Annotated in this window: 12 protein-coding genes; 5 read left to right on the forward strand and 7 right to left on the reverse strand. The window is 66.9% G+C overall.

Features of this window, described 5'->3' with window-relative positions; translation table 11 throughout:
• Window positions 1–62: 62 nt before the first annotated feature.
• A complete protein-coding gene (ilvN, locus tag HNP02_RS23655; protein WP_184442904.1) occupies window positions 63–563 on the reverse strand; it encodes an acetolactate synthase small subunit in 501 nt (166 codons plus the stop codon).
• Window positions 563–2,422, reverse strand: coding sequence for an acetolactate synthase large subunit (locus HNP02_RS23660; protein ID WP_184442905.1), 1,860 nt, complete (start codon window positions 2,420–2,422; stop codon window positions 563–565). Before HNP02_RS23660 ends, ilvN begins: the two co-directional genes overlap by 1 nt.
• A 277-nt stretch (window positions 2,423–2,699) precedes the next feature.
• On the opposite strand from HNP02_RS23660, the gene HNP02_RS23665 reads away from it, so the two are divergent.
• The gene (locus HNP02_RS23665) at window positions 2,700–3,107 is read left to right on the forward strand and encodes a PH domain-containing protein (RefSeq protein WP_184443007.1); all 408 of its coding nucleotides are present in this window, start codon (window positions 2,700–2,702) and stop codon (window positions 3,105–3,107) included.
• Here HNP02_RS23665 and HNP02_RS23670 read toward each other — a convergent pair.
• The gene (locus HNP02_RS23670; RefSeq protein ID WP_184442906.1) at window positions 3,104–3,940 is read right to left on the reverse strand and encodes a DoxX family protein; all 837 of its coding nucleotides are present in this window, start codon (window positions 3,938–3,940) and stop codon (window positions 3,104–3,106) included. The genes HNP02_RS23665 and HNP02_RS23670 overlap by 4 nt on opposite strands.
• A gap of 128 nt (window positions 3,941–4,068) precedes the next feature.
• On the opposite strand from HNP02_RS23670, the gene HNP02_RS23675 reads away from it, so the two are divergent.
• Window positions 4,069–5,187 carry a PQQ-dependent sugar dehydrogenase gene (locus HNP02_RS23675; RefSeq protein WP_184442907.1) on the forward strand — a complete coding sequence of 373 codons (1,119 nt, stop codon included), beginning with the start codon at window positions 4,069–4,071 and terminating at the stop codon, window positions 5,185–5,187.
• Window positions 5,188–5,199: 12 nt separating this feature from the next.
• Here HNP02_RS23675 and HNP02_RS23680 read toward each other — a convergent pair whose 3' ends face one another.
• On the reverse strand, window positions 5,200–5,940 hold the full coding sequence (locus HNP02_RS23680) for an SDR family NAD(P)-dependent oxidoreductase (protein ID WP_184442908.1): 741 nt from the start codon (window positions 5,938–5,940) through the stop codon (window positions 5,200–5,202).
• Window positions 5,941–6,009: 69 nt separating this feature from the next.
• On the opposite strand from HNP02_RS23680, the gene HNP02_RS23685 reads away from it, so the two are divergent.
• Window positions 6,010–6,648, forward strand: a complete 639-nt coding sequence (locus HNP02_RS23685; RefSeq protein ID WP_309241666.1) for a TetR/AcrR family transcriptional regulator — start codon at window positions 6,010–6,012, stop codon at window positions 6,646–6,648.
• Here HNP02_RS23685 and HNP02_RS23690 read toward each other — a convergent pair.
• Window positions 6,645–7,562 (reverse strand): oxygenase MpaB family protein, encoded by a 918-nt coding sequence (locus tag HNP02_RS23690; RefSeq protein ID WP_184442909.1) that lies wholly within the window; start codon window positions 7,560–7,562, stop codon window positions 6,645–6,647. The two genes, HNP02_RS23685 and HNP02_RS23690, sit on opposite strands and share 4 nt — an antisense overlap.
• An 83-nt stretch (window positions 7,563–7,645) precedes the next feature.
• Here HNP02_RS23690 and HNP02_RS23695 point away from each other — a divergent pair, with 83 nt between their 5' ends.
• Window positions 7,646–8,272 (forward strand): TetR/AcrR family transcriptional regulator, encoded by a 627-nt coding sequence (locus tag HNP02_RS23695; protein WP_309241667.1) that lies wholly within the window; start codon window positions 7,646–7,648, stop codon window positions 8,270–8,272.
• On the opposite strand, the gene gatB is transcribed toward HNP02_RS23695, so the two are convergent.
• Together gatB and HNP02_RS23705 are read right to left on the reverse strand one after the other, a co-directional pair.
• Complete coding sequence (gene gatB, locus HNP02_RS23700) at window positions 8,269–9,774, reverse strand: Asp-tRNA(Asn)/Glu-tRNA(Gln) amidotransferase subunit GatB (protein WP_184442910.1); 1,506 nt, start codon at window positions 9,772–9,774, stop codon at window positions 8,269–8,271. The two genes, HNP02_RS23695 and gatB, sit on opposite strands and share 4 nt — an antisense overlap.
• A 105-nt stretch (window positions 9,775–9,879) precedes the next feature.
• Window positions 9,880–11,463, reverse strand: coding sequence for a hypothetical protein (locus HNP02_RS23705; protein ID WP_184442911.1), 1,584 nt, complete (start codon window positions 11,461–11,463; stop codon window positions 9,880–9,882).
• A 369-nt stretch (window positions 11,464–11,832) separates the two neighbouring features.
• On the opposite strand from HNP02_RS23705, the gene HNP02_RS23710 reads away from it, so the two are divergent.
• On the forward strand, window positions 11,833–13,209 hold the full coding sequence (locus HNP02_RS23710; protein ID WP_184442912.1) for an MFS transporter: 1,377 nt from the start codon (window positions 11,833–11,835) through the stop codon (window positions 13,207–13,209).
• Window position 13,210: the final 1 nt, after the last annotated feature.

A 13,210-nucleotide genomic window follows, 5' to 3' on the forward strand; every position in this document is an offset into this window, starting at 1 on the left:
CAACTGCCATTTTTGATGCCACCTCAATTTCCTTCTCAGTGTTCGTGTTTCGTAGAAAATCGTTACTTGACGATGCCGCGTGGCCCGCGGGCCAGCGTCACCATGCCCGACTGGGCGATCTCGCGGATGCCGTAGGGCTCGAGGAGTCGGTACAGCGCATCAAGCTTGCCAGGCGTTCCTGTGGCCTCGACGGTCAGGGACTCGGTCGACACGTCGACCACCTTCGCGCGGAAGAGGTTCACCGCTTCGATGATCTGTCCACGGGTCGCGGCGTCGGCGCGGACCTTGATCAGCGCCAGCTCGCGCGACACCGAGTTGTCCTCGTCCTGCTCAACGATCTTGATCACGTTGATCAGCTTGTTGAGCTGTTTGGTGATCTGTTCGAGCGGAAAGTCCTCGACGGCAACCACGATGGTCATCCGGGAGAGGTGCTTCTGCTCGGTCGCGCCCACGGCGAGTGACTGAATGTTGAAGCCGCGCCTGGAGAACAGCGCTGCCACACGGGCCAGCACGCCGGGTTTGTCCTCGACGAGGACCGACAGGGTATGGGTCGTCGTCGCCATCAGGCATGCCCCTCGTTCTCGCTGTCGTCGAACAACGGCCGAATGCCCTTGGCGGCCTGTATCTCGTCGTTGCCCATGCCCGCGGCCACCATCGGCCACACCTGCGCGTCGGCGCCGACGATGAAGTCGATCACCACCGGCCGGTCGTTGATCGCCCGCGCCTGGTTGATCACGTCCTCGACGTCTTCGGCACGCTCACAACGCAATCCGACGCATCCGAGCGCTTCTGCGAGTTTGACGAAGTCCGGAATGCGCTGGCCGCCGTGCGTGCCCAGATTGGTCTGGCTGTACCGCTTCTCGTAGAACAGCGTCTGCCACTGCCGGACCATGCCAAGGTTGCCGTTGTTGATGACGGCCACCTTGATCGGCGCGCCCTCCACGGCGCAGGTGGCCAGTTCCTGGTTGGTCATCTGGAAGCAGCCGTCGCCGTCGATGGCCCACACCTCGGCGTCGGGCCTTGCGAACTTGGCGCCCATCGCCGCAGGGATGGCGAAGCCCATGGTGCCGAGTCCGCCGGAGTTCAGCCACGTCCTCGGGTTCTCGTACTTGATGAACTGCGCAGCCCACATCTGGTGCTGGCCAACGCCCGCGGCGAACACCGCGTCTGGCCCGGCGATGCGACCCAGCGTCTCGATGACGTACTCGGGGCTCAGGCTGCCGTCGCTCTGCGGGCCGTAGCTCAGCGGGTAGGTCGACTGCACACTGCGCAGGTACTCCCACCAGTTGTCCATGTTCAGCGTCGCCGCGGCCGTCCCGTCGCGCCGCAGGAACTCGATCAGGTCGGCGATGACGGCCTTGACGTCACCAACGATCGGCACGTCGGCGTTGCGGTTCTTGCCGATCTCGGCCGGGTCGATGTCGGCGTGAATCACCTTGGCCTCTGGCGCGAACGAGTTCAGCTTGCCGGTCACCCGGTCGTCGAATCGCGTGCCCAATGCGATGAGCAGGTCGCTGCGCTGCAGGGCGGCCACCGCGGCGACGGTGCCGTGCATGCCCGGCATGCCCATGTGCTGCGGATGGCTGTCGGGGAACGCGCCGCGCGCCATCAGCGTGGTGACGACGGGAATCCCGGTCAGTTCGGCCAGATCCAGCAGTTCCGCGGTGGCCTCGCCGCGGATGACGCCGCCGCCGACGTAGAGCACCGGCTTGCGCGCGGCGGCAATGAGCTTGGCGGCCTCGCGCACCTGCCTGCTGTGCGGCTTGGTGTTCGGCTTGTAACCCGGCAGGTCGATCGACGGGGGCCAGCTGAACGTGCACTGTCCCTGCAGCACGTCCTTCGGGATGTCGACGAGCACGGCGCCCGGCCTGCCCGACTTGGCGATGTGGAACGCCTCGGCCATCACCTGCGCGATCTCGTCGCCGTTGCGAACCAGGAAGTTGTGCTTGGTGATCGGCATCGTGATGCCCGAGATGTCGGCTTCCTGGAAGGCGTCGGTGCCGATCAGCCCGCGGCCGACCTGTCCGGTGATCGCCACGACGGGGATGGAGTCCATCTGCGCGTCGGCCAGCGGCGTGACCAGGTTGGTGGCGCCGGGACCGGAAGTCGCCATGCAGACACCGACCTTGCCGGTGGCGTGGGCGTAGCCGCTGGCGGCGTGCCCGGCGCCCTGCTCGTGGCGGACCAGCACGTGGCGCAGCTTCTCCGAGTCGTACAGCGGGTCGTACACCGGGAGCACGGCGCCGCCGGGGATGCCGAAGATCACCTCGACGTCGAGCTCCTCCAGGGAGCGAATCACCGCTTGTGCGCCGGTGAGCTGTTGTGGGGCAACCCTTCTCGGCTGCGGTGTGGGCGTGGTCGCGACTGCGGCGGCAGTGGCGCGGTGCGCCGGCTCCGGTGGTCGCGTAGTGGGTGCGCTCACGATTTCCTCTTCGATCTTCGTCGTTACGACTTATGGGTTCTCAGGCAACAAAAAACCCCCGTCAGCGTCAGCTGTACGAGGGTTGCGCGTCGATGCTCGCAGGTTCAGGCCTGGTTACGCACCAACGCGCCAACCAATTACTACGAGCAATCCCGAGGTCTGCATAGCAGTCGACGGTAGCCGCCGTACAGGTCAAAGGTCAAATTGCCTCGATCCTCGGAGGGCAGGAGCGAAGCGACCGGGGAATGTGATGGACCGAAATCGACGCAGTGCAAGGATGGTCGACGTGAGTTCGCCGTCCACCTCGGGTGCCAACACCTCCGTCATCGTCAAGATTTCGCCGATGGCTCATCTCGCGGTCGGGTTCTTCACGCTCGGCCTTCTGACCCTGGTACTGGCACAGCCGGTCTGGTTCGCCCCGCTTCTGGTGCTGCCGGTGATCGCGTCGGCGGCCATCTTCCGCTATCGGACAGTGGCCGACCGGGACACCGTCACCGCGCGCACGATGCTGAGCAGCCGGACGGTGCCGTGGTCCGACGTCGAAGGCATTCGGTTCGACAGGCGCTCGTGGGCCCTGGCCCACCGCAACGACGGCTCCGAGTTCCGGCTTCCCGCGGTGACCTTCGCGACGCTGCCGGAGCTGACGGCGGCCACCGACGGCCGCGTGCCCAACCCGTACGACTAGGCCAAGGGGTTTGCGCCGTTGAGGAACACCCAGACGGCAATGCCGGCCCCGATGCCCACCACCAACGCGATGAACGAGCCGATGAACGGACGACGGGCCCAGCCGCGGCCCGCGTCGAAGCCGTAGCGACCGGGGCCGGTCAGCGTCAGCGCGGCGGCAAGCACGATCAACGTCACCTGGTACTCGTGCCCCTCGGGCAGGAAGAACGGGAAGTAGCCGTGGTCGGACTGGGCGGTCACCGATGCGAGCAACCCGTTGATCAGGTAGGCCAGCGCGGCCGCGGCGGCCAGCGGCGTGAACAGGCCGAGTACCAGCAGGGCACCTGCGCCGATCTGCGCACCGGCGCCGACGTAGATGAGGATGTTCGCGTGCTGGTAGCCGAGGTCGGCCAGTGACTGCTGGAAGCCGCCAAGCCCCGACCCGCCCCACCAGCCGAACGCCTTCTGCAGGCCGTGGGCGATCAGCAGCGCGCCAAGTCCGACGCGCAGCAGCATGAGCCCGAGATCCTGTGTGCCGCGCTTGCCCGCAAGACGTTCCTGGTCGCGGGTGCCGCCGTCCGGTTCGATCTCGGTCGGTTCGACCGGCATTGCGGAGTGCCGTCCGCCGGGCTGGACGTAGGGCAGCGGTTCCGGCTCACCGAGCAGCGAGTATCCGCTGGGCTCGAGGCTGGGGGTGCCGGTGTCATACCGTGGAATCGCGGTGGTCTCGTAGTCACCGCCGTAGGTTGCTGAAGGTATGTCGTCTTCTGGGTCGACCAGGCGCGCTGACGCGGGCCGCGCAGCCATGTCTTCGGGCCGTTGCCACGCGCGCGGGTCGTGTGAGGTACTGGTCACGTTTCCAGCGTAAGTGCAAGTCGTGCGCGAGTCGCGCATTGGCGCGGCGCTTTCGTGCACCCATTTGCGGAGCGATCTGCGACGACCGGCGTGGCGCGCATCGCGGGAGCATCCGTAACCTGGCGTGCATGACACAGCGGCGGCCGTTGCGAGGAGTGCTGGCGCTGCTGTGTGCCGCGCTGTTGGTGGGATCGGGTTGCGCCAGGTTCAACGAGGCACAATCGGAGCCGTTCACCACCGAACCGCAGATGGGGCCCGGGGAGAGCACGACGCCACCGCCCCCGCCGCCGTTGCCGCCGAAGCCCTTTCCCAAGGACTGCCCAGCACCAGGCGTGATGCAGGGCTGCCTGGACAGCACCAGCGGGCTGATCATGCTTCCGGACAGCCAGTCCGCCCTGGTGGCCGAGCGGCTGACGGGCGCGGTCAAGAACGTCTCGGTGAGCGCCGAACCCAAGGTCAAGGTGGTGATCCCGGTCGATCCGTCCGGTGACGGCGGCTTGATGGACATCGTGCTGTCGCCGACGTATTCGGAGGACCGGCTGATGTACGCCTACGTCAGCACGCCGACCGACAATCGGGTGATTCGGATCGCCGACGGCGACGTGCCCAAGCCGATCCTCACCGGCATCCCGAAGGGCGCGACCGGCAACACGGGCGCATTGATCTTCACCAGCCCCACCACGTTGACGGTGCAGACCGGCGACGCGGGCAATCCAGCCATGGCTGCCGACCCGGCATCGCTTGCGGGCAAGCTGCTGCGCATCGAACAGCCCACGACGGTCAATCAGGCACCGCAGACCACCGCGCTCAGCGGCCTCGGGGCCGGCGGCGGACTGTGCATCGACTCCTCAGACGGGTCGCTGTACGTCACCGACCGGACGCCCACCGCCGACCGGCTGCAACGAATCACCAAGGACTCCAAGGTCTCGACGGTGTGGACGTGGCCGGACCGTCCCGGGGTTGCGGGCTGCGCGGCGTCCGACGGCACGGTCCTGGTCAACCTGATCAACACCAAGCAGACCGTCGCCGTCCGATTGGCTCCCGAAACCGGCGCCGTCACAGGCGATCCCGAGGTGATCCGCCAGGATCAGCACGGCCACGTCTGGGCACTGCAATTGTCGCCCGACGGCAACGTGTGGGGCGCGACCGTGAACAGGACCTCGGGTGACGCCGAGAAGCTCGACGACGTGGTCTTCCCGCTCTTCCCGCAGGGTGGCTTCCCGCGCAGCAGCGCCGACAACACGTAATCGCCCGCGGCGTCAGGCGTTCGTGCCGCCGTCGATGGTCAGAATCGCGCCGGTGATGTTGCGTCCGCCTGCACCCACCAGGAAGGCGACGGTGTCCGCGATTTCGGTCGCTTCGGCGTATCGACCCAGCGCGCTCAGCGAGCGTTGGTGGTCGGCGCTTTCCCCGTCGGCCGGGTTCATGTCGGTGTCCGTGGATCCGGGCTGGACGAGGTTGACGGTGATGCCCCGCCCGCCGAGATCGCGGGCCAGGCCCTTGGTGAAGCCGATCAGCGCTGACTTGCTCATCGCGTAGAGGGTCACACCCGAAAACGGCACGCGCTCAGCGAGATTGCTCCCGATGCTGATGATCCGCCCGCCGTCGGGCATCTGACGTACCGCGGCCTGACTGGCCAGATAGGCCGCGCGCGCGTGGATGTTCAGCGCCTGGTCGATCTCCTCGAGCGAGGTGTCCTCGATGGGTCCGAAGGGAAAGATGCCAGCGTTGTTCACCAGGATGTCGATGGGGCCGAACTCCTCGACGACCCGCTGCACGGCGGCCACCACCGCGCCGGCGTCGGCGCTATCCGCTTCGATGGCGAGGCCGCGCTGGCCCGTGCCGCTGATCTTGTCGACCACCTGATCGGCGCGCTCCTTCGAACGGGCGTAGGTGATCGCGACGTCCGCCCCGAGCTCGGCCAATCGCTGCGCGATCGCCGCCCCCATGCCGCGACTGCCGCCAGTCACCAGTGCCACCTTGCCTCCCACGTCCGTCATGTCGATCCTCGTATTTTGTAGTGATCAACACATAATTACCGCGGTGGCGCTAGACTGTCAAGAGATTCAGTGCCGATCGATACAGAAATGGGTTCCGGGATGGCGGTTCGCGGCAGGCCCCGCGCGTTCGACCGGACCGAGGTGCTGCATCGCGCCATGGAGGTGTTCTGGCAGCACGGCTACGAGGGTGCTTCGATGACCGACCTGACCACGGCGATGCGCATCAATTCGCCTAGCCTGTACGCGGCCTTCGGCTGCAAGGAGAAGCTCTTCCGCGAGGCCGTCGCCCACTACGACGCGACGGAGGGCGCCGCGGCCGCCAATGCGCTACGCGACCAACCGACGGCTCGGGCGGGCATCGCGGCGCTACTGCGACACAACGCGACGGTCTTCACCGAACCGGACAAACCGCGCGGGTGCCTCATCGTGCTGGCTGCCACGACGTACAGCGAGAGCAGCCACGCGGTGCACGGTCACCTCGCCGAATGGCGGCTGGCGGCCGAGACGGACTTTCGAGAGCGCATCGAACGGGGCATCGCCGACGGGGACGTGCCGGCCGGCGCGAATGCGGCGACGATCGCGGCGTTCTACAACGCGGTGAACCAGGGCATGGCCATCCAGGCACGCGACGGCGCTGAACGATCGAAGCTGTCCGCCGTCGCCGAGGCGGCCATAGCCGCCTGGCCGGGACTCGTCGGCGCGCTTTAGACGAGCTGCGCGAGCCGCTCCCTGGCCTCGCTGGGCGTGACGGTGTGTCGCGACACAGGCTCCCCCGCCGTCAGGTGCTGAGACAGCACCGCGGCGGTGTGCGGCACCAATTGACGGGAGGCCGCGAGAAGCAGCCGGGAGTTGCGCGCCGACATCGCCCGCACCATGGCGCGGGCGACCGGCGTCACCGCTGCGTCGACGGCGGCGGACTGATCGAAGTTGCCCATGTGGCGCATCCACTTCGGCAACGTAGCGATGGCCGCCGGCGCAAGCACCCGGCTGCCTGCCCAGAGCCGCACACCGCGGTCACGTGGTGTCCACAACAGATAGTTCATCGCCTTGTCGGCGTGCTCGGACGTGCAGAGCCCGCCTCGGACGTCGGCGAAGTACTGCCGCACCTCGTCGCGGGAGCCGGGGACGTCGGAGGGCTTGCAGGTCTGCAGTTCGGCGGCGATGCGCGACTCCGCCCAGTACCGCTTCTCCTCGTCCGCCGACAGCGGGCCTGGGCCATAGCGCTCGTAGCACTTGAGCACCGAATGCCACCCCGTGACGTGAATCCAGAGTTGGGCGGCGGGGTTGTTGGCGCTGTAGCGCGAGCCGGTGATCGGCTCGATGCCCTTGGCCTTCGCGTGCACGCGCATCAACGCGTCGGATACCGCGATCGCGGTCCGTCCGTCGGCGACGGCGACGGTGAGGAAGTAGGCCAGGGTGCGGTCGAGGCGGCCGCGCGGGTCGGTGTAGATGCCCGCACTGTCGGCGACGGCGGCCGCCAGGTAGGGGTCGAAGTGCTCGAGCACCACCGAGCGCTGGAATCCGATGAGCGACGTCGGCGAGGCCCAGACCTTCCAGCTCGGAGATCCAGGCCCGAAGAACCCGTAGTCGTCGCGCCGGATCGGCGTCGTTGCATCGAACATGCTCTCACCTCAGCTTCCTGATCAATACAACACCACCGTAGCAATTACTCGCGGCGAATACAACGGTGGCGTAATATTGCCTCGTGACCAGTCGCCAGCGCCGCAAGTACGCGCCCCGGCTCCCCCGCGAGCAGCGGCGCGAGCAGCTGCTCGACGCGGCGATGGTGGCGCTCGCCTCCTGCGAGTTGCACGAGCTGAGCATGGAGGCTGTCGCCGATGCCGCTGGCGTCGGCAAGCCGGTGCTCTACACCGCGTTCGGCACGCGAGGCGAGCTGGTCGACGCGCTGCTGCACCGGGAACACGAACGCGGGGTCGAACAAGTACTGGCGGCGATGCCCGACGACCTCACCATCCTTGGCGCGACCAACGCCTACGCCGCCACGGTCAAAGCGTTTCTCGCTGCCGCACTGGACAATCCGGCCCGTTGGCGGCTGATACTCACCGTGCCGGACAGCGCACCACGCGAGTACCGCGACGCGCTACGACGGGAGCGTTCGGCAATCGTGCTTCAGGCCGAACTACTGGCCAAGGCGGGCATCGCACTGGAGCCACACCTCGAAGGTCTCGACCCGGCCCTGCTCGGACAGACGATGTTGTCGTTCGCCGAGATGCTTGGCCGGCTCGCGGTCAGCGAACCCGATACCTATCCCCGCGAGCGGCTTGAGGCCTATGCCGTCGCCGCACTGAAGATGCTCGGCGCCAAGCGCTAGGAGCAGGCGGCCAATACGAGTTCGCGCACCTGTGCGGCGTCGGCCTGACCCTTGGTGGCCTTCATGACGGCGCCGACGATCGCACCCGCAGCCTGGACCTTGCCGCCGCGGATCTTCTCGGCGATGTCGGGGTTGGCAGCCAGCGCCTCGTCGATCGCGGTCTGGATCACCGAGTCGTCACGCACCACTGCCAAACCCCGGTCGGCCATCACCTGATCGGGCTCACCCTCGCCGGCCAACACACCCTCGATGACCTGGCGGGCCAGCTTGTTCGACAACGTGCCACCGTCGACCAGTTTCACCACCGCCGCGACCTGCGCGGGCGTGATGGCCAGCGCGTCGATCTCGACGCCTGCTTCGTTGGCCTTCTGCACCAGGAAGTTTCCCCACCAGGCGCGAGCAGCCTCGCTCGATGCACCGGCTGCGACCGTGGTGGCGACCAGATCGATGACGCCGTTGTTGACGAGATCGCGCATCACCTCGTCGGAGATGCCCCACTCTTCCTGAATCCGATTGCGGCTCAACCAGGGTAGCTCCGGGATGGTCGCCCGCAGTTCCTCGACGAGTTCCGCGCTTGGCGCCACCGGCTCGAGGTCCGGCTCAGGGAAGTACCGGTAGTCCTGCGCGGTCTCCTTGCTGCGCCCGGCCGTGGTGTAGCCGGCCTCTTGGAAGTGCCGCGTCTCCTGGGTGATTCGGCCGCCCGCGTCCAGAATCGGTGCCTGGCGCCGCATCTCGTAGCGCACTGCCACCTCGACGCTCTTGAGCGAGTTAACGTTCTTGGTCTCGGTGCGGGTGCCGAATTCCGTTGCGCCGATGGCCTTCAGGCTGACGTTCGAGTCGACCCGCATCGAGCCCTGATCCATCCGGACGTCCGATACGCCCAACGCGCGCAACAGATCCCGCAATGCGGTCACGTACGCGCGGGCGATCTGCGGCGCCCGCTCCCCCGTGCCCTCGATGGGCTTGGTGACGATCTCGACCAGCGGCACGCCTGCCCGGTTGTAGTCCAGCAGTGAGGTCGTCGCGCCTTCGATGCGGCCCGTGTCGCTGCCCAGGTGGGTCAGCTTTCCGGTGTCCTCCTCCATGTGCGCGCGTTCGATCTCCACGCGCCAGGTGGTGCCGTCCTCCAGCGGGACGTCCAGGTAACCGTTGACGGCGATCGGCTCGTCGTACTGGCTGATCTGGTAGTTCTTCGGCTGATCGGGATAGAAGTAGTTCTTCCTGGCGAATCGCCCCCACGGCGCGATCTCGCAGTTGAGCGCAAGGCCGATGCGGATGGCCGACTCGACGGCGGCGGCGTTGACCACCGGCAGTGACCCCGGCAGGCCGAGGCACACCGGGCACACCTGTGTGTTGGGCTCGGCGCCGAACTTGTTGGCGCAGCCACAGAACATCTTGGTCGCGGTGGACAACTCGACGTGAACTTCCATGCCCATCACGGGCTCGTATCGCGAGATGACCTCGTCGTAATCGAGAAGCTCGGCCGCCGGTGCAACAGTCATGGGGTCGAGTTTAGTTTGGCCAGATCAGGTCAGCCCGGGGTGTACGCCCGGAATGAGCTCGAAGGCGGTCGATACCCGGCCGATCGGCCCCTCGCGCGCGCAGAATCAATACACCAGGATGGCGAACACGGTACACAGCACCAGTCCGGTCATGACGGGCAGGAAGCACTTTCGCGCCAGGCTGAGGACCGGCACCCGTGCGAAGCCGGCCACCGCAATCAGCGATGACCACGCGACGAGTGTCCCGCCGCCGGACCAGATATTGCCCATCTGTCCGATGGCCGCCAGCGTGCTCGGATCCATGCCGACGGCCGGACCAAGGGCGCCGGAGAGTGAACCGGTCAGCGGCAGACCGCTGAAGCCGGAGCCCTCGAGGCCGGCGATGAGGCCGACGAACAGGACGCCGAAGGAGGTGACGAACGGGTTCGGGGACAGGTGTGACTGCGCGGCGTTGATGAGGTCGAAGAGGATGGCCGGCCCCGCAACGTCGTCTGGCATCCCAAGGATCGCGCCGGAGAAGTCGCCGTTTCCGATGAAGAAGAATCCCGCAATCGGCAGCACAATGCCCATCGCCTTGAACGCGAACACCAGACCGTCGACCACATGCCGGGAGGAGGTCTCCAAGAAGTTGCGCTTGTCGTTGGTGGCGGAGGCGGCAAAGAGGACCAGAGCGGCGATACCCCCGACGATCGCTGCGGCGTCGCCACCCTTCAGCGGTGGGACGACGGTGGTGAACTTGCCGAGTAGCAGGTAGACGATGAAGCCGAGGTACACCAGCGGCACTAGCAGTGCAAAGATCCTCGAAGGCAACGTCTTCGGTGGCGAGTCGGGCTCCACCTCCGGAACGGCCAGCACCGTGGTCCCGGTCAGGTTGGCGGGCTCCGTTGGAGTCGGTCCGCCGACCGGAGTGGGGGTTCGGGGGGCCCGAACATCCGCCCCACCATTGGTGCCGTGATCTCCGTCCGCGCGCCGGGGCTCCTCGTCGGTCGGTTCGACGCCCAGTCGGTCGGCCTCGTTCTCCCAGTCGAGGAGCAATTCGGCCGACGCCGTGCGCCAGGTGCGTCGCTGCATCACGAAGGTGATGATCAGCGCGGTCAGCCCCACGATGAGCGAGAGAACCAGTGCTTTGTCCGCGACGGCATCCGGGTCAACGCCTGCGGCTTTGGCGGAGATACCGGGGGCGACCTTGATGATGTAGTCCGACGACAGGGCCATTCCCTGCCCGGCGATGGCGATCACCATGCCGACAGACAGCGGGGAGAGGCCGGCCCGGATGGCGACCGGAATGAGCACGGCGCCCACGAGCGGCACGGCAGGGGTTGGCCAGAAGAACAGCGAGATCACGTAGGTGACGAGCGCGAGCACGATGAAACTGCTGGTCCCGGTGCGCATTACGCGACGAAACGGCGTAACCATGAGCCGGTCGGCGCCCATTTGGCGCAGCGCGCCGAGCATCGCAGTCACCAAGGCGATGATCAGGAAGATGTTGAACAGTTCCTTCGCCGCGACCAGGCTGGCGTTGAAGATCGACGACAAGCCGGTAATGATGCTGCCCGAGAACGCCCATGCGGTCAGCAACGTCCCGGTGACTGCGGGCACGACGATGTTCTTACGGAGCGCCATCGTGATGAGAATGACGACGATGCCTGCCAAATAGATCCAGTGCGCCGCGGTGATGTGTGTGTCCATTGGGGACCCTTCGTTCACTGCTCATGGGCTGTGCAGTTTGATGCTGGAATGGTCGGCTCGGTCACGGTCCTGGTCAACGACAAGAGTGCACAGCCCCGACGGCTTCCCACTGTGCATAAGCTCCGATCTTGTCGGTGGTGTGTCCTGCCGTTTCGGCGGTGTAACGATCATCGCGCCGTGGGTCCGCGCGGCGCGACGATTTCCGGCGGCTGTGCATATTTCCCAACTCATGCCCTCGGTGGTGTGCACCATCGCCCGTCGTCTGACTCCAAATGAGCGGCCCAACATGGGACAGTGGGTGTGATATCCAGGCTCACAACGTGTTTGGAAACAGGGTGTCTCGAAGCAGGCAGGCGGCATACCGAAACAATGACCGAGGTACGTTCCTCAGCTGAGGCGAATCCGCCCGCGGTGGGTCCGGACACGGGCACGCCGCTGGGTCTTGCCGCGCTGCTGGCGGGGACACTGGTCGGGACGGTGAGCAACAACGTCGTCAACGTGCCGCTCGGAGCGATACTCGACGAGTTCAACGCCCCGCTCGGCAGCGGTGTGTTCGTGGTGGTCGGCTTTCTACTGGCGATGGCGGCGACTATGCCACTGGCCGGCTGGGTCGGCGACAGGTTCGGCCGACGACGCACCTACTGCGCGGCGCTGCTCGGCACCGCGGTGTGTGCGGTCGGCGCGGCGACCGCACCGTCGCTGCCGCTGTTGATCGGGTGGCGCACGTTGGGGGGTGTTGCCGCGGCCGCGTTCGGACCGGCAGTGATGGGCCTCATCAGTTGGATGTTCTCGACCGAGGGGCGCGGCCGTGCGATGGGAGCGTGGGCGTCGGTGAACGGTTTCGGCCAGGCGATCGGGCCGACGATGGGTGGGCTGGTCGCCGACACCTGGGGATGGCGATGGGTCTTCGTACCGCTGGTTCCGGTGGCGCTGGCCGGATTCGTGGGGGCGCTGCGTTACATCCCGTCCTACCCCGGCGCCCGGATGTCGTTCGACGTCGCCGGTGCGGCCGCGCTGACAGCGGGCACGGCGCTGCTGGTGGCAGGGCTGGCGCTGATCCCGCAACCGGACATCCCATGGTGGGCCGTGGCGGGGATGGTGGCCGCCGCGGTCGCGGCGCTGGGGTGGTTCTCCTGGCATTGCGCACGGGTGGAGCACCCCTTCGTTCACGTTCGGCTCGTCGTCGAGTCACGGTTCGCGCGCAGCACCCTGGCCGGTTTCGCCCAGATGTTCTGCCTGGGCGCAACCTTGCTGGCGATCCCGCTCTACCTGGTCGGCAGGGGTTCGTCGGCTTCGATGGCGGGCGTTGTGTTGTTCGCGGTGCCGGCCACAATGGTGCTGCTCGGACCCCTGGTGGGACGTTGGCTCGACCGGCTGCGTCCGAGACGGGTCCTGCGGACCGGTCTTGTGGTTCTGCTGATCGCGCAGGTCGCGCTGACGATCGGCGTGGCCCAGGAACGACTAGTGCCTGCCGTGTTGATCACCATGCTCGTCGTGACCGGTACGGGAATCGCGCTGGTGCAAACACCCGCGGCCACCGGCGCGACCCGTTCGCCGGCGGGGGCCGACGGCACCGGCCTTGGTCTGTACAACCTGGTCAGGTTCACCGGTTCTGCGGTGGGCGCGGCGTGGGTTGCGGTGGCGCTCGAGGTGTCGACCTATCCGGCCGTGTTCGCCGCATCTGCGGTCATCGTCGCCCTGGGCCTCGCCGGGTCGTTCGTCCGACCCGACCCTAAGCCCATCTGAG

It is taken from the genome of Mycobacterium sp. AZCC_0083 (assembly GCF_014202335.1).
Classification (GTDB): Bacteria; Actinomycetota; Actinomycetes; order Mycobacteriales; family Mycobacteriaceae; genus Mycobacterium.

What these genes read in the sequence shown, in the direction of transcription:
- ilvN (WP_184442904.1), bottom strand. Translation starts at nt 563, where the DNA reads ATGGCGACGACGACCCATACCCTGTCGGTCCTCGTCGAGGACAAACCC.
- HNP02_RS23665 (WP_184443007.1), top strand. Translation starts at nt 2,700, where the DNA reads ATGGTCGACGTGAGTTCGCCGTCCACCTCGGGTGCCAACACCTCCGTC.
- HNP02_RS23675 (WP_184442907.1), top strand. Translation starts at nt 4,069, where the DNA reads ATGACACAGCGGCGGCCGTTGCGAGGAGTGCTGGCGCTGCTGTGTGCC.
- HNP02_RS23680 (WP_184442908.1), bottom strand. Translation starts at nt 5,940, where the DNA reads ATGACGGACGTGGGAGGCAAGGTGGCACTGGTGACTGGCGGCAGTCGC.
- HNP02_RS23690 (WP_184442909.1), bottom strand. Translation starts at nt 7,562, where the DNA reads ATGTTCGATGCAACGACGCCGATCCGGCGCGACGACTACGGGTTCTTC.
- gatB (WP_184442910.1), bottom strand. Translation starts at nt 9,774, where the DNA reads ATGACTGTTGCACCGGCGGCCGAGCTTCTCGATTACGACGAGGTCATC.
- HNP02_RS23705 (WP_184442911.1), bottom strand. Translation starts at nt 11,463, where the DNA reads ATGGACACACACATCACCGCGGCGCACTGGATCTATTTGGCAGGCATC.
- HNP02_RS23710 (WP_184442912.1), top strand. Translation starts at nt 11,833, where the DNA reads ATGACCGAGGTACGTTCCTCAGCTGAGGCGAATCCGCCCGCGGTGGGT.